27 protein-coding genes and 1 pseudogene are annotated in these 24,321 nt (G+C 43.7%); 25 read left to right on the top strand and 3 right to left on the bottom strand.

Annotated elements, in window-relative coordinates:
• The first annotated feature begins 93 nt into the window (after positions 1-93).
• From PW252_RS07990 to PW252_RS11350, 12 genes and pseudogenes are all read left to right on the top strand, one after another.
• The gene (locus PW252_RS07990; protein ID WP_248051228.1) at positions 94-579 is read left to right on the top strand and encodes a prolyl-tRNA synthetase associated domain-containing protein; all 486 of its coding nucleotides are present in this window, start codon (positions 94-96) and stop codon (positions 577-579) included.
• Between the two features lie 5 nt (positions 580-584).
• Positions 585-989 carry a hypothetical protein gene (locus PW252_RS07985; protein WP_172090858.1) on the top strand — a complete coding sequence of 135 codons (405 nt, stop codon included), beginning with the start codon at positions 585-587 and terminating at the stop codon, positions 987-989.
• A gap of 177 nt (positions 990-1,166) precedes the next feature.
• Entirely contained in the window at positions 1,167-2,828 is a 1,662-nt protein-coding gene (locus tag PW252_RS07980) for a ribonuclease J (protein ID WP_105117431.1), read from the top strand.
• A gap of 59 nt (positions 2,829-2,887) precedes the next feature.
• Positions 2,888-3,664 (top strand): alpha/beta hydrolase, encoded by a 777-nt coding sequence (locus tag PW252_RS07975; protein WP_248051227.1) that lies wholly within the window; start codon positions 2,888-2,890, stop codon positions 3,662-3,664.
• A gap of 65 nt (positions 3,665-3,729) precedes the next feature.
• The gene (locus tag PW252_RS07970; RefSeq protein ID WP_248051226.1) at positions 3,730-4,425 is read left to right on the top strand and encodes a M57 family metalloprotease; all 696 of its coding nucleotides are present in this window, start codon (positions 3,730-3,732) and stop codon (positions 4,423-4,425) included.
• A gap of 10 nt (positions 4,426-4,435) precedes the next feature.
• The gene (locus PW252_RS07965) at positions 4,436-4,801 is read left to right on the top strand and encodes a hypothetical protein (RefSeq protein ID WP_248051225.1); all 366 of its coding nucleotides are present in this window, start codon (positions 4,436-4,438) and stop codon (positions 4,799-4,801) included.
• Positions 4,802-4,851: 50 nt separating this feature from the next.
• The gene (locus PW252_RS07960; RefSeq protein ID WP_248051224.1) at positions 4,852-6,750 is read left to right on the top strand and encodes an ABC-F family ATP-binding cassette domain-containing protein; all 1,899 of its coding nucleotides are present in this window, start codon (positions 4,852-4,854) and stop codon (positions 6,748-6,750) included.
• A gap of 186 nt (positions 6,751-6,936) precedes the next feature.
• Positions 6,937-7,413: a DUF3955 domain-containing protein gene (locus PW252_RS07955; RefSeq protein ID WP_248051221.1), complete on the top strand. Its 477-nt coding sequence runs from the start codon at positions 6,937-6,939 to the stop codon at positions 7,411-7,413.
• 1 nt (position 7,414) lies between these two features.
• The gene (locus PW252_RS07950; protein ID WP_248051219.1) at positions 7,415-8,242 is read left to right on the top strand and encodes a methyltransferase domain-containing protein; all 828 of its coding nucleotides are present in this window, start codon (positions 7,415-7,417) and stop codon (positions 8,240-8,242) included.
• A gap of 98 nt (positions 8,243-8,340) precedes the next feature.
• Positions 8,341-8,424, top strand: a complete 84-nt coding sequence (locus PW252_RS07945; RefSeq protein WP_105124126.1) for a 23S rRNA methyltransferase attenuation leader peptide — start codon at positions 8,341-8,343, stop codon at positions 8,422-8,424.
• 124 nt (positions 8,425-8,548) lie between these two features.
• Positions 8,549-9,286, top strand: coding sequence for a 23S rRNA (adenine(2058)-N(6))-methyltransferase Erm(B) (gene erm(B), locus PW252_RS07940; RefSeq protein WP_105136797.1), 738 nt, complete (start codon positions 8,549-8,551; stop codon positions 9,284-9,286).
• A pseudogene (locus PW252_RS11350) lies at positions 9,255-9,338 on the top strand (rRNA adenine methyltransferase); the annotation flags it as partial. The gene erm(B) and the pseudogene PW252_RS11350, both read left to right, overlap by 32 nt.
• A gap of 54 nt (positions 9,339-9,392) precedes the next feature.
• Here the strand turns inward: PW252_RS11350 and gatD are convergent.
• Positions 9,393-10,178 (bottom strand): lipid II isoglutaminyl synthase subunit GatD, encoded by a 786-nt coding sequence (gatD, locus tag PW252_RS07930; RefSeq protein ID WP_248051217.1) that lies wholly within the window; start codon positions 10,176-10,178, stop codon positions 9,393-9,395.
• Positions 10,178-11,521: a lipid II isoglutaminyl synthase subunit MurT gene (gene murT / locus PW252_RS07925; RefSeq protein ID WP_248051215.1), complete on the bottom strand. Its 1,344-nt coding sequence runs from the start codon at positions 11,519-11,521 to the stop codon at positions 10,178-10,180. Before murT ends, gatD begins: the two co-directional genes overlap by 1 nt.
• A 181-nt stretch (positions 11,522-11,702) precedes the next feature.
• Between murT and cdaA the strand changes: the two genes are divergently transcribed.
• The 13 genes from cdaA to PW252_RS07860 all read left to right on the top strand — a co-directional run bounded on the left by cdaA (position 11,703) and on the right by PW252_RS07860 (position 23,205).
• The gene (cdaA, locus tag PW252_RS07920) at positions 11,703-12,563 is read left to right on the top strand and encodes a diadenylate cyclase CdaA (protein ID WP_248051214.1); all 861 of its coding nucleotides are present in this window, start codon (positions 11,703-11,705) and stop codon (positions 12,561-12,563) included.
• Positions 12,547-13,251 (top strand): CdaR family protein, encoded by a 705-nt coding sequence (locus tag PW252_RS07915; RefSeq protein ID WP_248051213.1) that lies wholly within the window; start codon positions 12,547-12,549, stop codon positions 13,249-13,251. Before cdaA ends, PW252_RS07915 begins: the two co-directional genes overlap by 17 nt.
• Positions 13,252-13,266: 15 nt before the next feature.
• Entirely contained in the window at positions 13,267-14,619 is a 1,353-nt protein-coding gene (gene glmM / locus PW252_RS07910; protein WP_248051212.1) for a phosphoglucosamine mutase, read from the top strand.
• A 49-nt stretch (positions 14,620-14,668) separates the two neighbouring features.
• Positions 14,669-16,213 carry an ABC-F family ATP-binding cassette domain-containing protein gene (locus PW252_RS07905; protein WP_248051211.1) on the top strand — a complete coding sequence of 515 codons (1,545 nt, stop codon included), beginning with the start codon at positions 14,669-14,671 and terminating at the stop codon, positions 16,211-16,213.
• Positions 16,214-16,344: 131 nt separating this feature from the next.
• Entirely contained in the window at positions 16,345-17,121 is a 777-nt protein-coding gene (locus PW252_RS07900) for a class I SAM-dependent methyltransferase (RefSeq protein ID WP_248051210.1), read from the top strand.
• 159 nt (positions 17,122-17,280) lie between these two features.
• Positions 17,281-17,709, top strand: coding sequence for a cupin domain-containing protein (locus PW252_RS07895; protein WP_105113344.1), 429 nt, complete (start codon positions 17,281-17,283; stop codon positions 17,707-17,709).
• Position 17,710: 1 nt separating this feature from the next.
• Positions 17,711-18,349, top strand: coding sequence for an ABC transporter ATP-binding protein (locus PW252_RS07890; RefSeq protein ID WP_248051250.1), 639 nt, complete (start codon positions 17,711-17,713; stop codon positions 18,347-18,349).
• A complete protein-coding gene (locus PW252_RS07885; RefSeq protein ID WP_248051208.1) occupies positions 18,346-19,107 on the top strand; it encodes an ABC transporter permease in 762 nt (253 codons plus the stop codon). The genes PW252_RS07890 and PW252_RS07885 overlap by 4 nt, the downstream gene beginning before the upstream one ends.
• Before the next feature lie 202 nt (positions 19,108-19,309).
• Positions 19,310-20,710: a dipeptidase PepV gene (pepV, locus tag PW252_RS07880; protein WP_248051206.1), complete on the top strand. Its 1,401-nt coding sequence runs from the start codon at positions 19,310-19,312 to the stop codon at positions 20,708-20,710.
• 40 nt (positions 20,711-20,750) lie between these two features.
• Complete coding sequence (locus PW252_RS07875; protein ID WP_248051203.1) at positions 20,751-21,209, top strand: GNAT family N-acetyltransferase; 459 nt, start codon at positions 20,751-20,753, stop codon at positions 21,207-21,209.
• On the top strand, positions 21,196-21,798 hold the full coding sequence (locus PW252_RS07870; protein ID WP_248051199.1) for a uracil-DNA glycosylase family protein: 603 nt from the start codon (positions 21,196-21,198) through the stop codon (positions 21,796-21,798). The genes PW252_RS07875 and PW252_RS07870 overlap by 14 nt, the downstream gene beginning before the upstream one ends.
• A 33-nt stretch (positions 21,799-21,831) precedes the next feature.
• Entirely contained in the window at positions 21,832-22,605 is a 774-nt protein-coding gene (locus PW252_RS07865) for a TPM domain-containing protein (RefSeq protein WP_248051197.1), read from the top strand.
• A gap of 18 nt (positions 22,606-22,623) precedes the next feature.
• On the top strand, positions 22,624-23,205 hold the full coding sequence (locus tag PW252_RS07860; protein WP_172090832.1) for a LemA family protein: 582 nt from the start codon (positions 22,624-22,626) through the stop codon (positions 23,203-23,205).
• 34 nt (positions 23,206-23,239) lie between these two features.
• Here PW252_RS07860 and PW252_RS07855 read toward each other — a convergent pair whose 3' ends face one another.
• Positions 23,240-24,316 carry a hypothetical protein gene (locus PW252_RS07855; protein WP_248051194.1) on the bottom strand — a complete coding sequence of 359 codons (1,077 nt, stop codon included), beginning with the start codon at positions 24,314-24,316 and terminating at the stop codon, positions 23,240-23,242.
• Between the last annotated feature and the right edge of the window lie 5 nt (positions 24,317-24,321).

Raw genomic sequence — 24,321 nt, 5'->3', positions numbered from 1 at the left:
TGACTAAAGTCTGGAGCAATCCAGGCTTTTCTTATCCTTTGAATTTTCGGTTAAAAAGCAGTATAATATACTAAATATAGCAAGAGTGCTATCATGGATAAATTGGTTTTTAAAACATTAGCTGACTTTGGAATGGACTACACTATTGTAGAACATCCGCCAGCTCTGACCACTGAGGAAGCAGACTGTTATATTGAAGGGTTCGAAGGGGTAAGGACCAAGTCCATGTTTCTGACCAATAAGAAAAAGACAGCTTTTTATTTGCTAATTATGGATGACAATAAGCAGTTGGATATGGACCGGTTTCGTGATTTGCTAGGAGCCAATCGTATTCGCATGGCCGCGAGTGATAGCCAGATGCAAAAAATGCACCTACCTGCTGGTGTGGTGTCTGTTTTTGGCTTGTTGCATAATGGTGCTAGGGATATCCAAGTCTATTTTGATAAGGAAATCCTATCCGAACCCATTCTAACCTTCCACCCCAATGTTAATACGAAAACAATTTTTGTAAAGACAGAAGATGTTTTGCATTTTGTAGAAGAGATTGGCTTTTCAGCAACGATTGTTGACTTGGGGTAACAAATATGAGAAAATGTTTAGCTATTTGTAGTCTGTTGTGTTGTCTATTTTTGGTAGGATGTCGGACAGGAGCAGCTTATCAGGCAAAGATTGAACCGATGGAAGCATCGGAATTATACTCGGAAAAAGAAATTCAGGATGCTGTAGTTGTCGTTCAAGATTACTTTGATAAGCATTTTAAGAGTTGCCAATTATTGACCATTGGATATGGTGGCGATGATGAAAAGTTATTTGATGACTGGGCTGAAAACTATGGTGCAGAGGAGGCTATAGTGTTAACCTCTTCTTTCAAGGTAGCCGCTGAAGGGGCAGAACCAACCTTGGAACCAAATAGTATTCATCGGGATTGGAAATGGATTTTAGTGCGTAATGCTGGTGGAAAGTGGGAACATAGGGGACATGGTTATTGATTAAATGGGAGAACTCTGTTGAATTTCAGCAGAGTTTTTTGTAAATTTTCCTGAAAAAAGGTATAATAGAAGCGATAGCTAAAATCATTAGCAGACTGTAATTCGACTTGGGCATCCCAAGGACCGTTGGTAAGAAAAATAAACTGGACACCTGTGGGATGTCCAAAAGGAGAAAAAATGAGTAGCATAAAAATCATGGCTCTCGGTGGTGTACGTGAAAATGGTAAAAACCTCTACATTGCCGAAGTAAATGAGCATATTTTTGTCATGGATGCTGGTGCCAAGTATCCAGAAAATGAACAGTTGGGTGTTGATGTAGTTGTTCCCAACTTTGATTACTTGGAAGAAAACAAGCACCGTGTAGCTGGGGTCTTTTTGACACATGGTCACGCTGATTCGATTGGAGCCTTGCCTTATCTTTTAGAAAAAGTGAAAGTTCCTGTTTTTGGCTCACACCTGACCATTGAATTGGCGAAATTGATTGTCAAGAACAATAATGCAACTAAGAAATTCAAGGATTTCCACGTCATCAATGCAGCGACTGAGATTGATTTTGGTGATTCAGTTGTATCTTTCTTTAAGACAACTCACTCTATTCCGGAGAGTTTGGGAATTGTAGTCAAGACAGACCAAGGAAACATCGTTTATACTGGTGACTTCAAATTTGATCAGGCTGCGGATAAGTACTACCGGACAGACTTTGGTCGTCTGGCTGAGATTGGTTCAGAAGGGGTATTGGCTCTCTTATCTGATTCTGCCAATGCAGATAGCAATGTGCAGTCAGCTAGTATGCATGAAGCTGGGGAAGAAATTCTCAATACCATTGCAGACTGTGAAGGTCGTGTGATTGTAGCTGCTGTGGCAAGTAACATTGTCCGTATCCAGCAAATCTTTGATGCGGCAGAGGCTACAGGTCGCCGTGTTGTTTTGACGGGGCACGATGTGGAAAATATTGTCCGTACCGCTATCCAATTGAAAAAACTTCGATTGGTTAGTGAGCGACTTTTGGTCAAGCCAAAGGATATGGGCAAATACGAAGACCATGAATTGATTATCCTGGAAACAGGCCGTATGGGGGAACCCTTGAACGGGCTTCGTAAGATGGCCATTGGTCGCCACCGTTATGTTGAAATCAAGGAAGGTGATCTGGTTTACATCGTTACGACACCAAGTGTTTCTAAAGAAGCAGTCGTTGCCCGTGTTGAAAACTTGATTTACAAGGCTGGTGGAACGGTCAAATCCATTACCAAAAACCTGCGTGTGTCTGGTCACGGCAATGCGCGTGATTTGCAGCTCATGCTCAATATCCTCCGTCCTAAGTATCTCTTCCCAGTTCAAGGGGAGTATCGTCAGCTAGATGCCCATGCCAAAGCTGCGCTTGAGATCGGCATGTTCCCAGAGAATATTATTATCGTCAAGCGTGGGGATGTCATGGCTTATGAAGATGGGGATTTTGTCCATAGCGGAGCGGTTCCTGCTGGTGATGTCATGATTGACGGAAATGCCATGGGAGATGTTGGAAATATTGTCCTTCGTGACCGTAAAATCCTCTCAGAAGATGGTATCTTTATCGTGGCAATCACTGTCAACCGCCGTGAGAAGAAAATCATTTCCAAGGCCAAGGTCAATACGCGTGGATTTGTCTATGTCAAGAAGAGCAAGGATATCTTGCGTGAGGCATCAGATTTGGTTAATGCAACGGTGGAAAATTACTTCACCAAGGATAGTTTTGATTGGACAGAACTCAAGAGTGCTGTTCGCGATGACTTAGCTAAATTCCTCTTTGATCAAACCAAACGTCGCCCAGCAATTTTGCCGGTGATTATGGAAGTAAAATAAGTGAATAGTTTGTGAAGAGCCGAGGAGAACTTAGGCTCTTTACCATAAGGAGAACATTTATGGCAATTATGAAAATCGAATACCATTCAGAAGTGTTGGATATGTCTAGACAGGTTACGGTCTTGTATCCAGATCGCAATCGTGTGGACAATCCTGATGATAAAGACATTCCTGTTTTGTATTTGTTGCATGGAATGGGAGGAAATCAAGATTCCTGGCTCAATCGCTCGACTGTTGAACGACTAGTACGTTATACCAATCTCATCGTTGTTATGGTCAATACAGACAAGGGTTGGTACACCAATACCACCTATGGCATGAATTATTATGATGCTATTGCGATTGAGCTTCCTCAAATCCTCAAGCGATTTTTCCCAAATATGTCTGACATGCGGGAGAAGAATTTTATTGCTGGCTTGTCTATGGGGGGCTATGGTACCTTTAAGATTGCCATGACAACCAATCGTTTTTCATACGCAGCTTCACTTTCAGGAGCCTTGCTAGTTGATTTCTCTAGTCCATCTGCCTTGGAATTAGGTAGTTCTGCCTATTGGAAGGGTGTGTTTGGGGATTTCAATGACCCAGAAAATCCAAATCTACTGACTAATATTTCTAGATTTTCGGACAAGAAAACCAAGTTTTATGCCTGGTGTGGTGAGGAAGATTTTCTCTTTGAAGGGCATCAGAAGGCAGTCGGGGAGTTAAAGGAACTGGGGGTTGATATAGAGGCAAGTTTCGGACCTGGTAAACATGAGTGGTATTATTGGAACCAACAGATTGAAAAGGTCTTGGCTTGGCTGCCTATTGATTTCAAATTAGAAGAAAGATTGTCCTAGAATTTAAGAAAAATTTCAGAAAATAAGACTATACTGAAATCTATTTCTAGAGAGAGGTATAGTGTATGAAATTTTTTGCTTCAATTTTTAAATGGATCTGGCGAACGGTTTGGAGCTTGGTTTGGCTCTCCATGGTTTTAATCGCATGTGGTTTTGGGATGTTGTTCTATTTTCAACAGGAAGCTGCGCCTCAGATGCTACAAACTTTGGCTCAGGAAGTACAATTGATGGTTAAAGGTCAATCCGAGGTCAGTATTGAAGAGGGTGTTGATACCATTAAACACCTGACTACTGATACGGTTAATACAGCTGACCATGGACGTTGGGAAACCAATACTGCGACTATCTATATTGAAACCCAAAATCCAACATTTAGGACTGCTTATGAAACGGCCATCGCAAATTGGAATGTGACCGGGGCCTTTACTCTAGTCCTTACCACAGATCCAAATCAGGCGGATATCATTGCTACTGAGATGAATGATGGCAATACCCAGGCGGCAGGTGAGGCTAATTCAACGACCAATTTATTGACCAATTATTATAGCTCGGTGACAGTTCGCTTGAATAGTTATTATCTCTTGAATGAAGAGTATGGCTATGATATGGACAGAATTATCCATACAGCTGAACATGAATTGGGTCATGCCATTGGTTTGGATCATGATGATAGTCAGGCTTCTGTTATGGAATCGGCCGGTTCTAATCATGGTATTCAGCAGGCAGATATTGATGCGGTCCTTGCCTTGTATTCAGAATAAAAGGGAAAATATGTTTCAAACAATTACAAATACGATAAAACGTTACCCAGAGCAAGCCTTGCTCTTTCTCTATAATGCTGGGATTTTTGCATGGTTACAATCGACCAGTCATTCCATTATGGAGCAAATCGGTATAGATAGCAGCTGGTTTGATAAAATTCCAGAACCTATTAAGGCTTGGACAGGGGCGAGCTTGGAGAGTATGCAGACCTTGCTTAATTCTTCGGCTTGGGGCTGGTTAATTGTGTCCATGATTTTGATGATGCTTATCCGATTTGTCAAAGGTGTGATTAAGTTTGTCATCATGCTCATCATTATTGGTGGTGGTCTTTATCTGCTCTGGCAGAATAAGGAGCTTGTTCAATCCTTGGTATAAATAGAGGAATCAAATCAGCCTTGTGCTGATTTTTTTGGTATAATATTTTCATGATTATTCTAAGTGGAAACAAGATTGAACGCTCTTTTGCGGGCGAAGTTTTATTTAACAATATCAACATTCAAGTCGATGAGCGGGATCGGATTGCCCTTGTCGGAAAAAATGGGGCTGGCAAGTCAACTCTTCTTAAAATTCTTGTCGGAGAAGAAGCAGCTACCAGCGGTGACATTTCAACCAAGCGTGATTTGTCCCTTTCTTATCTGGCACAGGACAGTCGATTCCAGTCGGAAAATACTATTTACGATGAAATGCTCCACGTCTTTGATGACCTGCGAACGACGGAAAAACGCCTGCGGTCTATGGAAGAGCAAATGGGTAGCTTGTCTGGTAGTGAACTCGACCAGCTCATGAAGACCTACGATAGTCTGTCGGAAGAATTTCGTCTGGCAGGTGGCTTTAACTATGAGGCGGATATCCGTGCTATTTTGAATGGTTTCAAGTTTGACCAGACCATGTGGGACATGAAAATCTCCGAACTCTCTGGTGGGCAAAATACCCGACTGGCACTGGCAAAAATGCTGCTTGAAAGCCCAGAGTTATTGGTCCTGGACGAGCCAACCAACCACCTGGATATTGAAACCATTGCTTGGTTAGAAAACTACCTCGTGCATTACAAGGGAGCCTTGATTATCGTCAGCCATGACCGCTATTTCTTGGACAAGGTGGCGACCATAACGCTGGATTTGACCAAGTATTCCTTGGATCGCTATATAGGTAATTATTCTCAGTTTGTCGAGCTCAAAGAGCAGAAGTTGCAAACGGAATTGCAAAACTATGAAAAGCAGCAGAAGGAAATTGCCAAGTTAGAAGACTTTGTCCAGAAAAATATTGTCCGTGCTTCGACCACCAAGCGTGCCCAGGCTAGACGCAAGCAGTTGGAAAAGATGGAGCGACTGGACAAGCCGACAGCTGGTCAGAAGTCAGCTAATATGACCTTTCAGTCGGACAAGACTTCTGGCAATATCGTCTTGACAGTGGAAAATGCTACGGTGGGCTACGATGGAGAAATACTTTCTCAGCCTATTTCCATTGACCAACGGAAACTAGATGCCATTGCCATTGTCGGACCAAATGGTATCGGAAAAACAACCCTGCTCAAGTCCATCATCGGAGCTCTGCCATTTATCAAAGGGGAAGCCAAGCTCGGTGCCAATGTGGAAGTGGGCTACTACGACCAGACCCAGTCGGCCCTGACGCCTTCCAACACGGTCTTGGAGGAGCTCTGGTCCGCCTTTCCGACTACACCTGAAGTGGAAATTCGCAACCGCCTAGGAGCCTTTCTCTTCTCAGGAGATGACGTCAAAAAGTCCGTTTCCATGCTATCGGGTGGGGAAAAAGCCCGCCTGCTCCTGGCCAAGCTGTCCATGGAAAACAACAACTTCCTCATCCTCGACGAGCCGACCAACCATCTGGACATAGACAGCAAGGAAGTCCTGGAAAATGCCCTCATCGACTTTGACGGCACCCTGCTCTTTGTCAGCCACGACCGCTATTTCATCAACCGCGTCGCCACCAAGGTCCTGGAAATCTCGGAAACTGGCTCCACGCTCTACTTGGGCGACTATGACTATTATTTGGAGAAAAAGGCAGAGCAGGAAGCAGATGCCCAGCCTGACCAGCTAGAAAGTACCAGCCAATCAGCCGGGGCTATGGACTACCAAGCCCAAAAGGAAAACCAAAAAGAGCAACGCAAACTAGCTCGCCGCATCGAGCAAATTGAGGCAGAAATAGAGACCATCGAAAACCGCCTGAGCGAACTCAACCAAGCCATGTTAGAAACCAATGATATCGGACAGCTGACCGATTATCAGAAAGAAATCGATCAATTGACTGCCCAACAAGAAAACCTTATGGAAGAATGGGAAGCATTATCTGAGCAAATGGGCTAGGCTGACAGGGAGTTGACAAGAGGTTCAAACCCTTGATAGAACAAGCTTGCAAGCCAGTCTTGCGGAGTTGGCAAGACCACCTTTCGCTAAAAAAGTCCAGAGCAAGCCAGCCTTTCTTGGCAAACATCGACCAACAAGCTAAGATAAGTTTAGGACCTGCTAGACAGGATCCCGAGAGGAGAAAAAATGAACTTTGGACAGCAAATCAAAGACTTACGTAAGAAGGAAGGCTTGACCCAGGAGCAGTTTGCCCTCAAACTCAATGTGACCAGGCAGGGCGTATCCAACTGGGAAAATGACAAAAACCTGCCCGACTTGGAACTCTTGATTCTCATGTCCTCTGTCTTTTCGATCTCCTTAGATCACCTTATCTTAGGAGGAACTGACATGAACAATATGACAGAAAAACTTGTAAAAGACGGTCGCGAAGGCCGCCGTACCCAGATGCACCTGACCATTACCATTATCGGCACTTTTCTCATGCTTCTCGGATTCGTCTGCTTTGTCATCAAGGCAAACTCGGTCGAGTATATCGATGCCGAGGGCATTCTGCATGAAAATTTTTATCTCATTCCAGTCGGCTACTTGCTGGTCTTTACAGGAGCCATTGCCACGCTCCTATCAGGACTAGCCCTGCACCGCTTTAGAAAAGAAAATAAGTAAGATGACCAAACACCAACGTTTTGCCAATAGCGACCAATTTTTCGCCTGTCCACATTGTGGGCAGGGTCTTGGTCTTGACCTCAACAGCCTCCGCTGTCCCAACCGTCATACCTTCGACATTGCCAAGCAGGGCTACGTCAACCTGGCACCCCAGGTCAAGCAGTCCGCCAACTACCACAAGTCTAGCTTTGAAAACCGTCAGGCCTTTTTAGAGGCGGGCTATTACGATCATCTCTACGAGGCTTTGGAGGGGAAAATAGCAGAGCTGGGCTTGCGGTCTGTCTTGGATATCGGCTGTGGGGAGGGCTTTTATTCCCGTAAGTTAGCCGAGAAAATGGACTTGGACATTCTTGCTTTTGATATTTCCAAGGATTCCATTATCTTGGCAGCCAAATCTGACAGGACCAAGTCGGTCAAATGGTTTGTCGGTGACTTGACCAAGTTGCCCATTCAAGACAAGACGATTGACGGGATCTTGGATATCTTTTCCCCAGCCAATTATCAGGAGTTTGCCAGAGTGTTAAAAAATGGTGGGGCAATTCTAAAATTAGTTCCAGGACCAAATCACCTCAAGGAGCTCCGCCATTTAGCCAAAGACCAACTCCGCAAGGAGTCCTATGACAACCAGGATATCGTGGACCATTTCAAGTCTTACCTGGGACAGGTAGAGCAAGTGCTGGTCAGTCGAACCATGCCCATAACTGTCGCCCATGCTCAAGTCTTGGCAGATATGACCCCCCTCTTTTTCCAAGTAGACCAGTCCAAGCTGGACTTGAGCCAGTTGACCGAGATTACGATTGAGGGATTGCTCTTGATTGGAACTATATAAAAAATAAAGAGTGTGTTGATAGTGCATTATCTTAAAATTTTGTATAATAGGAATTGAAGTTAAATTAGATGCTAAAAATTTGTAATTAAGAAGGAGGGATTCGTCATGTTGGTATTCAAAATGTAGATAAAACATCTACTGTTTTGAAACAGACTAAAAACAGTGATTACGCAGATAAATAAATACGTTAGATTAATTCCTACCAGTGACTAATCTTATGACTTTTTAAACAGATAACTAAAATTACAAACAAATCGTTTAACTTCTGTATTTGTTTATAGATGTAATCACTTCAGGAGTGATTAAATGAACAAAAATATAAAATATTCTCAAAACTTTTTAACGAGTGAAAAAGTACTCAACCAAATAATAAAACAATTGAATTTAAAAGAAACCGATACCGTTTACGAAATTGGAACAGGTAAAGGGCATTTAACGACGAAACTGGCTAAAATAAGTAAACAGGTAACGTCTATTGAATTAGACAGTCATCTATTCAACTTATCGTCAGAAAAATTAAAACTGAATACTCGTGTCACTTTAATTCACCAAGATATTCTACAGTTTCAATTCCCTAACAAACAGAGGTATAAAATTGTTGGGAATATTCCTTTCCATTTAAGCACACAAATTATTAAAAAAGTGGTTTTTGAAAGCCATGCGTCTGACATCTATCTGATTGTTGAAGAAGGATTCTACAAGCGTACCTTGGATATTCACCGAACACTAGGGTTGCTCTTGCACACTCAAGTCTCGATTCAGCAATTGCTTAAGCTGCCAGCGGAATGCTTTCATCCTAAACCAAAAGTAAACAGTGTCTTAATAAAACTTACCCGCCATACCACAGATGTTCCAGATAAATATTGGAAGCTATATACGTACTTTGTTTCAAAATGGGTCAATCGAGAATATCGTCAACTGTTTACTAAAAATCAGTTTCATCAAGCAATGAAACACGCCAAAGTAAACAATTTAAGTACCGTTACTTATGAGCAAGTATTGTCTATTTTTAATAGTTATCTATTATTTAACGGGAGGAAATAATTCTATGAGTCGCTTTTTTAAATTTGGAAAGTTACACGTTACTAAAGGGAATGTAAGTTAATAGAAAATAACAAAACCGCCTCTGAATATCAGAAGCGGTTTTGCTTTATTTATCAAATTCTGCCTTGCTTTTCACATCTCCGTATTCTTCAGCGACTTCTTTGCTGAGGATGTCAGCGTAGCTGGCAAGTTGGATGTCTTGTCCATATTTTTTACGGAGGGCAGTTGTGACCAGGCGGTAGGCCAGGTTAGCATTGCGGGATAAGATTGGTCCGTGGAAGTAGCTACCAAAGGTATTCTTATAGTGTAAGCCTTCGCCGCCGTCTTCCTTGTTATTGCCATTACCATAGACCACCTTGCCCAGCGGTTTTTGGTTGTCAGCTAGGAAGGTGCGACCTTGGTGGTTTTCAAAACCGTAGTAGGTTTCGTTGAACTCCTCATTGTGAATTTTGATGTCACCGATGTAGCGGTTATTGGTCTGGTTGAGGGTGTAGTGTCCCATGATACCTAGACCGTCAATCTTGCGGCCGCCAGCTTCGATGTAGTATTGACCGAGCAACTGGAAGCCACCGCAGATGGCCAACATGACACCATCGTTTTCGATAAAGTCTGCTAGGCTGTCTTTTTTAGTCGGTAAATCCTTAGCAAGAATGGATTGTTCATAGTCCTGTCCACCGCCGAAAAAGGCGATGTCGTAGAAATCCTTGTCAAATTCATCTGTCAGGGAAACGATGTCCACCTGAACACGAGCCCCCAGCTTTTCAGCCACATACTTGAGCATGAGGATGTTGCCGTTGTCCCCGTAGGTGTTCATCAAATCACCGTAGAGGTGGGCGATGTGGAGATCGTAAGTGTAGTCTTTTGCAGGACTTTTTAATGACGTATAGACCATTATTTCATCTCCTTTCCAACGGCTTGGCGTTGAGCCAGCAGGTCGCGGAATTCCAACATAGCCGTATAGGTGGCTAGAATATAAGCGTGCTGACTGCTTGACTGTTCAATCAAGGTCATGATGTCTTCCAGTTTTGGCGTTTCAGTAATCTGGTCCTCTGGATAGCCAGTCACACGGAGGCGACGAGCAATTTCAGATGAACGCACACCGCCTGCAAAGACTTGTGGAATGTCCATTTGAGTGATTTGTTCAAAGTCAGCATCCCAAATCCAGCTGGTGTCAATCCCGTCAGCGTAGTTGGCATTGAGAAGAACAGATAGGCTAAAATCGTATGGAGCCAGTTTCATCATTTCAATGGCCTGGGTTGCACCGACAGGGTTTTTAATGAGGACCAAGGTACAATCCTTATCACCGAGTTTAAAGGTTTCTTGGCGACCAAAGACTGCCTTGGACTTGTCAAAACCAGCCTTGATTTTCTCAGGAGATACGCCGAAAAATGCTGCTACGCTGACAGCTGCTAGGGCATTGTAGATATTGTAAAGCCCACCGATGTTGATTTTGTAATCCTGACCGTCAATGGCAAAGGTAGAAGAGGTATTGGTGATTTCTTTCAACTCAGTCAACTTGTAGTCCAGATCAGGTCGGCTAAAGCCACAGTTGCTACATATATAGCTACCCAAGTTAGCGTAGGTATTGAGCTTGTACTGGATAATCTGGTGGCAATGCGGGCAGAGAACACCTTCGGTATTGTAATGGGCCAGACGAGGCTCATGCTCTTCCGTCGCAAAACCGTAGTATTTAACTGGATTGATAATGCTCGTCGAGTTGAAAAGCGGGCTGTCACCGTTGGCCAAAATGGTTGCTTGTGGAGCTTTTGCAGCTCCGTCCAAAATCATCTGGTAGGTGGTATAAATCTCACCGTAACGGTCCATTTGGTCGCGGAAGATATTGGTAAAGACAATCAGGCTAGGCTTGATAAAGTCGGTCACACGGGCCAGGCTGGCTTCGTCAATCTCCAAGACGGCAATCTTCTTGCCGTTTTTATTTTTCTTGGCTGATAAAAATGTTGCCGTAATCCCTGTAATCATATTGGCACCGCTGGTGTTGGTCGTAATTTCTCCAAAAGCTTCCTGAAGGATACCAACGGTCAAGGCAGTTGTCAAAGTCTTGCCATTGGTACCAGTGATGACAACGACTTCGTAATCCTTAGCCAAACTATCTAAAATGTGTTTATCAAATGTGAGGGCAATTTTACCAGGCAGAGTGGTACCCCGTCCGAGTTTGTTGAGGACAAACTGGCTGGCTTTCCCTGCGGCAATCCCTAATAATGTATTTAATTTCATGGGACTATTTTATCATAAAGGTTATTGATTTTCTAGAATGGAGTATGTAGAAATAAAGATACAGATTTGAATTTTACCTGTAATAAAATTAATAGAAACTTTATTGTTTTCTAAAGAAATGCCGTGAAAATATGGTATAATAGAAACGTTATCATGTATGTGTTAGAAAGTATGAGAACATATGTTAAATTTAAGCCAGTTATTAGATGCTGGTTATTGGTCAAGTTTGATCGCTAGTCCCTGGATAGCGATTCTACACTTGATTGACATCAGTATCGTTGTTTATTTAATCTATAATTTTAGTAAGGCCATTGCTGGTACGAAGATTATGACCCTTATTCGAGGGGTATTTCTTTTTATCATTGCACAACTTCTAGCTAGCCTATTTGGTTTACAGACCATTGCCTGGTTGATCAATCAAGTCATTACCTATGGAGTGATTGCAGCAGTTGTGATTTTTACCCCAGAATTGCGGGCCATGCTCGAAAAACTGGGACGGACAACACAGATTTTTTCTGCCAATACCTTGAGTACAGAAGAAAAGTTAATCGATGCTTTTGTAAAGTCGGTTGCCTATATGTCTCCCCGTAAAATTGGAGCCCTCGTTGCTATTGAGCAAGCTCAAACCTTGCAAGAATATAGGGCAACGGGTATCTCGCTGAACGCAGATATTTCTCGCGAGTTATTGATCAATATTTTCATTCCTAATACTCCACTGCATGATGGAGCGGTTATCATCAAAGAGGACAAGGTAGCAGTTTCTTGTGCCTATCTTCCCTTGTCTGAAAGTGCGGGAATTTCAAAAGAATTTGGCACTCGTCACCGCGCAGCCATTGGTCTATCAGAAGTTTCGGATGCCTTTGTCTTTATTGTTTCCGAGGAAACGGGCAGTATTTCGATTGCTCATAATGGTAATTTCAAGCATGATTTGAGCTTGGAAGAATTTGAGGAAGAATTGTGGACAATTTTCGGTTCTGACAATCAAGAGAAAAACACATTCTTGAAGCGATTGAGAGGAGGCAAGCATGCAAGAAAAATTTAAAGCTGTAGGTCACTTGCTTCTCTCCTTGTTTTTAGCACTCTTACTCTTTTTCTACGCAACTACAACCAATTATAAAAATTCGGAAACAGCCGCTCAGAATACAGAGTCAGAAACCTACGTTCACACCTTGAACAATGTTCCGATTGATATTGAATATGATACCAGTAAATATTTTATTTCGGGATTTTCTTCAACGGTAACGGTCGAATTGAGAGGTTCCAATCGTGTGCTCTTGCAACGGGAATCCGATGAAGCCACCAGAACTTTTCAGATTGTTGCAAATTTAAAAGAATTGGATGCTGGAACCAATACCGTCAAACTCCAGTTAGCCAATCTGCCAGCAGGAGTGACAGCCACCCTGGCACCAGATGCTATTACGGTTAAAATTGGAAAACGGGTCAGCAAGGCTCTGCCTGTTGAGGCTAAAGTTTATAGCAATCAGTTGGCAGAAGGCTATAGTCTTTCTAAGGTTTCGGTTAATGTCGATACTGTAAAAGTAACGACTGATGATGAAACCATGGCTAAGATTGATCGCATTGAAGCCATTGCCGTAGACGTAAGCAACCTTTCTGCAAACTATAGTGGAATTGCCAAACTTCAGGCAGTCGACAGTGATGGCAATGTCTTGCCAGTTGTACTGTCACAAACAGAAGCAAATATGCAAGTTGTGATAACAAAAACGAAATAAGAGGTAACATTTAAAATGGGTAAATATTTTGGTACGGATGGTGTCCGTGGAGAAGCAAACGTAGAATTGACGCCGGAATTGGCATTTAAACTAGGTCGTTTTGGCGGCTATGTTCTCAGTCAGCATGAAACAGATGTTCCCCGTGTCTTTGTGGCGCGTGATACTCGTATCTCAGGTCAGATGTTGGAAGCTGCCTTGGTAGCGGGACTGTTGTCAGCTGGAATTCATGTCTATAAGCTTGGCGTGCTTGCAACACCAGGTGTAGCTCACTTGGTCAAAACAGAAAAAGCGAGTGCGGGTGTCATGATCTCAGCCAGCCACAACCCTGCCCAAGATAACGGAATAAAGTTCTTTGCAGGTGATGGCTTTAAACTTGATGATGCCTTAGAAGCGGAAATCGAAGCCCTCTTGGATGCCGAAGAAGATACCCTTCCTCGTCCCTCAGCACAAGGTTTGGGCGATGTGGTTGATTATCCAGAAGGTTTGCGTAAATATGAATCCTTCCTTGTATCGACTGGTATCCAGTTGGAAGGCATGAAAGTGGCCTTGGACACTGCCAACGGTGCAGCCTCAACTTCTGCCCGTCAAATCTTTGCAGATTTGGGAGCTGATTTAACAGTCATGGCTGAGAACCCAGATGGTTTGAACATCAACGAAGGAGTTGGATCAACCCACCCAGAAAAACTGCAGGAATTGGTGAAAGAAACTGGCAGTCAAATCGGTCTTGCCTTTGATGGTGATAGTGACCGCTTGATTGCTGTTGATGAAAATGGTGACTTGGTCGATGGCGACCGTATCATGTATATCGTCGGCAAGTACCTATCTGAAAAAGGACTTTTGGCCAAAAATACCATTGTGACAACCGTTATGTCCAACCTTGGTTTCCATAAGGCTTTGGACCGTGAGGGGATTGAAAAAGCTGTGACCGCAGTCGGCGACCGTTATGTTGTAGAAGAAATGCGTAAAGGTGGCTACAATGTCGGTGGTGAGCAGTCTGGACATGTGATTCTGATGGATTATAACACCACAGGTGACGGCCAGTTGACCGCTGTGCAATTGACCAAGATCATGAAAGAAACTGGTAAGAAGTTGTCAGAATTGGCAGCAGAAGTGACCATTTACCCACAAAAATTGGTCAATATCCGTGTGGAAAACAGCATGAAAGACAAGGCAATGGAAGTGCCTGCTATTGCAGCTATCATCGAGAAGATGGAAGCAGAAATGGCTGGCAACGGTCGTATCTTGGTTCGCCCAAGTGGTACCGAGCCCCTCTTGCGTGTCATGGCAGAAGCGCCAACGGATGCTGAGGTCGATTACTATGTGGACACCATTGCTGATGTGGTCCGTGCAGAGATTGGTTTAGATTAAGAAAAAGTCAGAGACTGGAAGGATTTCCAGCCTCTTTTGTGAGGAAAATATGAGTATTTTAGAAGTAAAGAATTTAAGTCATGGTTTTGGTGACCGTGCGATTTTTGAGAATGTCTCCTTCCGTCTCTTGAAAGGGGAACATATCGGTCTTGTCGGCGCCAACGGTGAAGGAAAATCAACCTTCATGTCTATTGTGACAGGTCAGTTGCAGCCTGATGAGGGCAAGGTGGAATGGTCTCGTTATGTGACCGCAGGTTATTTGGACCAGCATGCTAAATTAGAAAAGGGTCAATCAGTCCGTGATGTCTTGCGGACAGCATTCGATGAACTCTTCAAGACAGAAGCTCGTATCAATGACATTTACATGTCTATGGCAGAAGAGGATGCCGATATGGATGCCCTCATGGAAGAGGTTGGCGAACTGCAGGATCGTTTGGAAAGCCGTGATTTCTATACGCTGGATGCCAAGATTGACGAAGTGGCGCGTGCTCTGGGTGTTATGGATTATGGTATGGACAAGGATGTGACGGAGTTATCAGGTGGCCAACGTACTAAGGTTCTTTTGGCAAAATTGCTCTTGGAAAAGCCTGACATCTTGCTTCTGGATGAGCCGACCAACTACTTGGATGCCGAACACATTGACTGGCTCAAACGCTACTTGCAGAACTATGAAAATGCCTTTGTCTTGATTTCACACGATATTCCATTCTTGAATGATGTGATTAACATTGTCTACCATGTGGAAAATCAGCTTTTGACTCGTTACACAGGCGACTATTACCAATTCCAAGAAGTCCATGCTATGAAGCGGGCTCAGTTGGAGGCAGCTTATGAGCGCCAGCAGAAGGAAATCGCAGACTTGCAAGACTTCGTTAACCGTAACAAGGCCCGAGTTGCAACTCGAAACATGGCCATGTCTCGTCAGAAGAAGTTGGATAAGATGGAGATTATTGAACTCCAAGCTGAGAAACCAAAGCCATCCTTTGATTTCAAAATGGCTCGAACTCCAAGTCGCTTTATCTTCCAAACGACTGATTTGGAAATTGGTTATGACCGTGTATTGACACGTAAACCGCTCAATCTGACCTTTGAACGCAACCAGAAGATTGCCATTGTTGGTGCTAACGGTATCGGTAAATCCACTCTTCTTAAAAGTTTGCTGGGGATTATTCCACCGCTGGGTGGTTCTGTGGAGCGTGGGGAGTATTTGGAACTAGGCTATTTCGAGCAAGAAGTAGCTGGAGGTAATCGTCAGACCCCGCTGGAAGCCGTTTGGGATGCCTTCCCAGCCCTTAACCAGGCAGAAGTACGAGCAGCCTTGGCTCGTTGCGGTCTGACTTCCAAACATATCGAAAGCCAGATTCAAGTCCTTTCGGGTGGTGAGCAGGCCAAAGTTCGCTTCTGCTTGCTTATGAACCGTGAAAACAATGTCTTGGTTCTCGACGAGCCGACCAACCACTTGGATGTGGATGCCAAGGACGAACTCAAACGTGCCCTTCAAGCCTACAAGGGCTCAATTCTCATGGTCTGCCACGAGCCTGATTTCTATGAAGGCTGGGTGGACGATATTTGGGATTTTAATGAATTGACATAAGAAGCAAGCTGCCGAAAGGTAGCTTTTTCTCTTTCTTTATGCCATAATAGAATTAGCATAGTAAAGGAGGTAAAAACATGAAAAGAAGAGAACGAGGCCATATTGGCTAGGCCTCAAGCGAGGAAAGAAAAATGATAGATTATGTAAACTACAATCAAGAACGTTGGAATCGGGTTTCAGCTAGACAGGGAAATGCCTATACAGTTCCGCTCAGTCATGAGGAATTTCTTGTTGCCAAAGATAAGCCCTTATCCGTTTCTTTGACGGTTGGAAAGACAGTACCGCTTGACTGGTTTGAAAAAGCCCAAGGTAAGAAATTGCTGGGTCTAGCATGCGGTGGTGGTCAACAGGGACCGATCTTTGTGGCTTATGGCTATGAGACAACTATTTTGGACTTCTCCAAGGAACAGTTGGACAAGGATAGGCTGGTTGCGGAGCGGGAAAATCTGAATTTGCAAACGGTCCAGGCAGATATGACGCAAGTATTTCCTTTTGAGGACGAGAGTTTTGACATCATCTTTTGTCCGGTTTCAAATGTTTATATCGAAGATTTGACAAATATGTGGCAGGAGTCTTATCGGGTTTTGAAAAAAGGTGGTCTGCTCATGGTCGGTTATATGAACCCTTGGATTTATGTCTTTGATGCTAATGATGTTTGGGAGCATCCAGACAAAACCTTGGTTCCAAAGTACAGCCTACCTTTCAACGCACGACAATTAGAAGAAGCAGGACAAATCACGATTGATCCAGAATATGGCTATGAATTTAGCCATACCTTAGAAGAACAGATTGCAGGGCAATTACGAGCTGGTTTTGCCATGATTGATTTTTACGAATCCAGAGACAGTCGCAATCGCCTGTCCCAATTTGGTCCAGATTATCTGGCTAATTTATCTGTAAAATTGTAGAAAACAGCTGCCGAAAGGTGGCTTTTTCTTAGCTATTCGCTAAGTATATTCTGAAAATTATAATGTTTCTAAAAAAACTTGACAAGTAGTTCAAAAAGAGTATAATTAGAATTGTTCTAAAGAAAGTTTAGAATAGTTATAATTTAGAGGTAAAAACTTATGACAACTAAAGATTACGGAAAAGCACCATTTGTAACCAACATTGAAACAGCTACGCTTGAAAATACCAACTACCGCACAGCCCTTTGGACTGGGGAACTCTTGCAAGTTACACTGATGTCCATCCCAGTTGGTGGCGACATCGGAGCGGAAGTACACAACGAAAACGACCAATTCCTCCGCATTGAGCAAGGTCACGGTCGTGTTATTATGGGAGAGTCCGAAGACAAGATTACACTTGATACTGAAGTTGGACCAGAAGATGCCATCTTAATTCCAAACGGTGCCTACCACAATGTCATCAACATTGGTCAAGAAGACCTTAAAATCTACTCTATTTATGGACCTGCCCATCACGCTCACGGGACAGTTCATGAAACACAAGCCATTGCCATTGCTGCAGAAGAAGCAGAAGAGCACGGACATTAAGATGAACCTTTTCCAACTTCAATCTGTCGGCTTATCTGATAGGGATAAGTCGATTTTAACTGATATTAGCTTCACTGTTTTAGAAGGAGAGCGGCTAACCTTGGTTGGACCTTCGGGCAGTGGAAAAAGCTCCATCCTCAAGCTCTTGGCAGGTTTGACATCCACGACAAGTGGGACCATTTTCTTTCAGGGTCGGGACATAGCAGAGCTGGATATGCCGACTTATAGAAGAGAAGTTTCTTATTGTTTTCAACAGCCAGTTCTCTTTGGGCAAACTGTTCAAGACAATCTCCAGTTTCCATTTACTATTCGTCAGATTGCATTTGACCAAAGCAAAGCCCTCAAAGCTTTAGAAAGGGTCAATCTAGCGCCAGCATTTTTGACCAAGAAAATCACAGAATTATCAGGAGGAGAAAAACAGCGAGTGGCCCTCGTTCGCAATTTGCTCTTTGAACCCAAAGTCTTACTTTTAGACGAAATCTCTGCGGGACTGGACTCTGAAACCAAGGCCATTGTCAACAAGCTTTTAGCAGATTACCATGCAGCTGGAAATACCCTGATTGAAGTCACTCATGACCAATCAGAGATTGAGGCAGCCCAAAAGATTTTGAAAATAGAAGGAGGTCGGGTCCAAGTATGAATGTTACTGTAGATAACCTATCACTAGCTCTTATTTTTGGACTGGTCTTGGTGGCCATGGGCATCAGTCAGAAGGAAAAACTAGGCTTGACCAAGGATATTTTCATGGCCGTTGTCAGAACTGTCCTTCAGTTGATTTTTGTTGGCTATGTGCTCAAGTTTATCTTCCAAGCTTCAACTGTCTTTCTCAGTTTGGCCATGGTCTTGATTATTCTCTACAATGCCAGTGTCCAAGCCAACAAGCGCAATCCCAATGGCAAGAAATCCTTACTTCATCCTTTTCTTGCCCTATTGGTTGCGACAGGATTGACCTTGACAATCTTGGTACTATCGGGTGCTATTCAATTTATTCCTTCACAGGTCATTCCCATTTCAGGGATGTTGGCAAGTAATGCCATGACGGCCATCGGTCTGTCCTATCGGGCTATGTACAAGTCCTTCACAGACAACCGCCAGCAAGTTTTAGAAAAATTAAGTCTGGGTGCAACTGTCAAATTGGCTTCACAGGATATTTTGCGAGAGGCTATCAAAACAGGTATGCAGCCCACCATTGACTCAGCCAAGACAGTCGGTCTGGTCAGCCTGCCAGGGATGATGTCCGGTTTGATTTTTGCAGGCGTTGATCCAGTCCATGCCATTCGCTATCAGATTATGGTCATGTTCATGTTGCTGTCTGCGACCAGTCTGGCTTCAGTAATTGCCTCCTATGCAGCCTACCAGACCTATTTCACCAACAAGGCCCAGTTGGAGTTTGAATAAAGCAAAATGATCTTTCTTTGTGAAAGGTCATTTTTTAGCAGTGAAGTCTTGAAAAATATGATAAAATAGACTTACTTTGATATAGTCTTTTGGTTTACTTTTAGAACTAGGCAACGAGTTGCAGACTGTACTGAAGTACGGCAAAACGAGTTAACGACGTAATAATAGATAAACCAAATGACGATACTGAAAAGGAGAACACATGACAGTAAATTTTAGAGCAGAGTTTGACAAACGCAAAGACGAGTTTCTAGCGGACCTCTTTGACCTCCTCCGCATCAATTCCGAGCGTGACGACAGCCAGGCAGATGCCCAGCACCCATTTGGCCCTGGTCCAGTGTGTGCCTTGGACAAGTTCCTGGAAATCGCTCAGCGTGATGGCTATCCAACCAAGAACGTTGACAACTACGCAGGTCACTTTGAATTTGGCGAGGGCGACGAAGTCCTTGGTATCTTTGGTCACTTGGACGTGGTACCAGCAGGAAGCGGTTGGAACACTGACCCATACGAGCCGCAAATCATCGACGGCAAGCTCTTTGCCCGCGGATCCTCTGACGACAAGGGACCGACCATGGCTTGCTACTACGGCTTGAAAATCATCAAGGAGTTGGGGCTTCCGACTTCTAAAAAAGTCCGCTTCATCGTTGGTACCGACGAAGAGTCAGGCTGGGCGGACATGGATTACTACTTCGAACACGTCGGCCTTCCCCTGCCAGACTTCGGATTCTCTCCAGATGCTGAGTTCCCGATTATCAACGGAGAAAAGGGCAATATCACAGCTTATCTTCATTTTGTGGGGGAAAATAGCGGAGCTGCTAAACTGCATTCCTTCACAGGTGGTTTGCGTGAGAACATGGTGCCTGAATCTGCGACAGCTATTATCTCCGGCGACCTAGCAGACTTGGACAGCAAGTTGGCAGACTTCACAGCCGCTTACGGCCTAAAAGCTGACGCGGAAACCCTTGAAAACGGACAGGTACAAGTGACAGTCATCGGAAAATCAGCCCACGGTTCAACCCCTGAAGAAGGTGTCAACGGAGCAACCTACTTGGCTAAATTCCTCAGTCAATTCGCCTTTGACGGAGCAGCTAAAGCCTATCTTGACTTAGCAGGACAAGTCCTTCTGGAAGACCATGACGCTAAAAAACTCGGCGTAGCCATCTACGATGAGCAAATGGGTGCCCTTTCTATGAACGCTGGTGTCTTCAAGTTTGAAGAAACTTCATCAGACAATACCATTGCCCTCAACTTCCGCTATCCAAAAAATACCAACCCTGAAACCATCAAGGCTGGTTTGGAAAAACTGGGTGTAGAAGCTGTCAGCCTATCAGCGCATGGTCATACTCCACACTATTGCCCAATCGATGACCCAATGGTCGCAATCCTCCTGTCTGTTTATGAAAAACACACAGGATTGAAAGGTCATGAACAAGTGATCGGTGGCGGAACATTTGGACGCTTGCTCAAACGTGGCGTTGCCTACGGAGCCATGTTCCCAGGAGATGTCAACACCATGCACCAAGCCAACGAATTTATCGAAGTCGAGCAACTTTACCGTGCAGCTGCCATCTATGCAGAAGCTATCTACGAACTCATTAAGTAATACATGAAGACGGGGATACCCGTCTTTTTTAGGAGGAAGAATGAAACTGAAAGAACTTTGTTTTTCAGATTTGGAAATGGTCAAACAGCTCTTTTTGTCTGTCTTTAGCCAGGATCCCTGGAATGATGATTGGTCTGACGCGGAGCAACTGAACCGCTACATAGGCGATTTACTGGCACATCCAAGAGCACTCTGTTTTGGCTTGTTTGACCAGGGAAAATTGCTAGGTCTATCACTTGGCTACATCCGCTATTGGTATGAGGGAACAGAGTATCGAATTCAAGAGCTCTGCATTTCCCGTGATTACCAAGGGCAAGGACATGGTGCTAGTTTTTTAGCGGACATAGAGAAGCAGTTAGCTGATAGAAAAATTGTTCATATTCTTCTGCAAACCGAACGAAACCTTTCAGCCTATTCTTTCTACAAAAAATGCGGTTTCCGAGCCTTAGAAGAAGATGTGACCATGTTTAAGAAAGTTGGACATTATGGAATTTGCTGATATTCGTCAAGCCATCATTGAGGATGTTGCTAACCGAGACTTTACGAACAAGGGAATAGCTCCCCTTTTCCAAGCCCCTTCGACCGCAAAAATTCTCATTATAGGACAGGCACCTGGCTTGAAAACCCAGGAAAAAGGGCGTTTATTTGACGACGCCAGTGGTGACAACCTTCGTCAATGGTTGGGCGTGGATCGACAGATTTTTTATGAATCGGGTCATTTTGCCATTCTTCCTATGGATTTCTATTATCCAGGAAAAGGGAAGTCTGGGGATTTGCCTCCTCGCAAGGATTTTGCGCCCAAATGGCACCCGCTTATTCTGGACCAACTGCCAGAGCTTGAGCTGACCATATTGGTAGGCAATTATGCTCAAACTTATTATTTGGAAAAATCCCAAAGGAACCTGATGGAGAGAGTGAAACATGCAGATGATTACCTTCCCACTTATTTTCCTTTGCCCCATCCATCACCTAGAAACAATATCTGGCAGGCAAAGAATCCCTGGTTTCAAGCGGAAATCATTCCAAATTTACAAAATATACTTAAGCAAATACTTGAAAAACAAGGCAAAAATGATACAATAATATAAAGATGTTGTTTCTACCTTCAGAGGAGGTGCCGTATGAAAAAATATCTGTTCTATTTATTAGGGTTCTTGCTTTTACTCTTCAGCCTAGGTCAGCCTAGTCTGGTAGGAGCTGAGGGAATTCCAGCCCGTCCAGTTGATACGACGGTGGTTGATGAAACCCAGCTTCTTTCTAGTGAAACCATTGCCAACATTGACCAGCTCAATCAGACCTGGGCAGCAAGTGAACAGCAGTTACAGGTTGGGGTCTATGTGACGGAAAGTCTTTCTGCTGATATTGAAAGTTTAGCCAACGCAACTTTCCGTGATTGGCAGGTCGGCTTTGCAGGGACGGACAATGGCATTCTCTTGGTGATTTCCATTGCCGACCGAGAATTTCGGATAGAAACCTCCGACAATGCTGCAACGGTGTTGACAGATGTGGAAGCCAAGGATATTCTGGAAAGTGCTAGGGAGTTTTTCCGTCAGGAAGATTATGATGGAGGAGTGACCTACATTGTTCAATCTATCGGAGATCGTTTCTACGGGACTAGTCTGGGTCAAGAACAGCTGGCTGCAATGGAAGAAAGGACCAGTGCAGAAAGTGACAGCTTTGTATGGTTTATGATTTTTATTCTCGTGATCATCATCTTTATGATTATTGATAAATCCAGCCGAGGTGGCGGAGGTCCGGGCAATCTGCTTTGGATGTTGGTAGATGACCACCATCATTACCACAACAATCATTCTTCCCATTCTTCATCATCCTATGGTGGAGGTGGTTGGTCTGGCGGCGGTGGTGGCGGTGGCGGAGCCTCATCTGGTTGGTAAGAAAAGAAAGGAAAGTCTATGAAAAAGAAATGGTTAGCTATACTAATCCCGGTTTTCGCTCTGCTATTTTTAGGAATGGGAGCAGTCGGTCAATACAATGGGCTGGTCGATAGCCATGCAGAAGTGGAAAATGCCCAGGCCAATGTGGACACCCAACTCCAACGGCGCTATGATCTGATACCGAATGTCGTGGCAGCAGTCAAGGGAGCCATGGAGCATGAGGAAGAGATTTTCACTGCCATAGCGGATGCGCGTGCGAAAATCGGCTCCAGCCAAGTTGGAACCAGCGACTACAATCAGGCCCAAAGTCAGCTGGATTCGGCAGTTTCACGTTTGCTGATGGTGACGGAAAATTATCCGCAATTAACAGCCAATCAACAGGTATCTGACCTCATTACCGAGCTAGAGGGGACTGAAAATCGGATTTTGGTTGCCCGCAAGGATTATAATGCGGTGGCAACTGCCTACAATAAAAAAATCAAACGATTCCCGACTTCCCTCTATGCCAACCTATTTGGCTATGAAAAAGTCGACCTGTTCCAAGCTAGCAACGATGCGGCGACAACAGTGCCAAGTGTGGATTTACAAGATGAAGAATAAAGAGAACTCGGCTCCCTGAGCCGAGTTCTTTATTTTATGGATTGATCCAAACTCCAGAAACGTAGTCTTCTGACAGAGTGGTCTGGCTGATAATGCTCTTAGCCTCTGTATCATAGATAAGGAGTTGATTTGCTAGAATAATCATTAAGCGTTTGTCATCAATTTGACGGATATGGTCGATGTAATGAGGACGAGGATTTAAGTCCTTCAAAGTATGGTAGGATTGCTCGCCAGTTTGGGTATTGTAAATGGTAAATGAGATTGGGCTAAACATGCCATTTTGGTGCTCGATGAGAAGAAGGTTTTCGTTTTTGAGAGCATGGAGTGTGCTTGGGGAAGGGTGTTCCAGCTTGATAGATGAAAATGTTTTGGAACGCGTATCGAAGGCCAGGAGTTCGGATGACTGCTCAATGTCCTCATATTCACTTGTTTTTTTCCCTAAATTTGGGAGATAGATGGATGCATTGACCAAAAGCCCTTCTCCTGTGGCAATGGTATTGTCGTACTTAAATACCTCTTGTTCTGAAAAATCCTTCTTATCAAATACAATCAAGACATTTTCTTCGGGTCCTTCTTGGGTAAAATCTTTCACAAAGCCAGTTAAATAGACTGATGTTTGGTCTACCATGACTGGAGCATTTGGTATGAAGTCGTCATTGAGGACAAACGTTTGAAAGGCTTCAAATTGCTTATCAAATTGTGCCAAAGTATGAAAGGGCCCTGCTGTATAAAAGTCTTGTCCATCTGTTCCACTGATATAGCTACTATACTGACTTGGCTTTCGCAAGACAGTGCCAGTATTGAAATCAATGGATATCAGATTGTCGTTAATGAATTTTTGCTGATTGTTGGCAAAGACTAGATACTGATTGTCTATGACATAATTTTCACCAGAGCCAAAATAGCCTTCTGAATTCATTTTCTGTGTATGAAGGAGTTGAGGTTCTTGGCCATTTAGTTGAAAGGCTTCGACCTTACCGGGATAAACCAAGTAGAAATCCGCATTCTCAGTCAAACTTATTTTGTTGTGCTGGTAGGCGTAGAGTTTCCAGCCGATAAAGGGAAAAACTAGACAGGATAGAAGTGCAATACAGATGATGATTTTTTTCATGGAAA

Origin of the sequence: Streptococcus sp. 29887, assembly GCF_032595075.1 — a bacterium.
In the GTDB taxonomy this organism is placed as follows: domain Bacteria; phylum Bacillota; class Bacilli; order Lactobacillales; family Streptococcaceae; genus Streptococcus; species Streptococcus iners.
The sequence above is the reverse complement of the archived record's forward strand: the minus strand, read 5'-3'. Positions and strand labels throughout refer to the sequence as shown.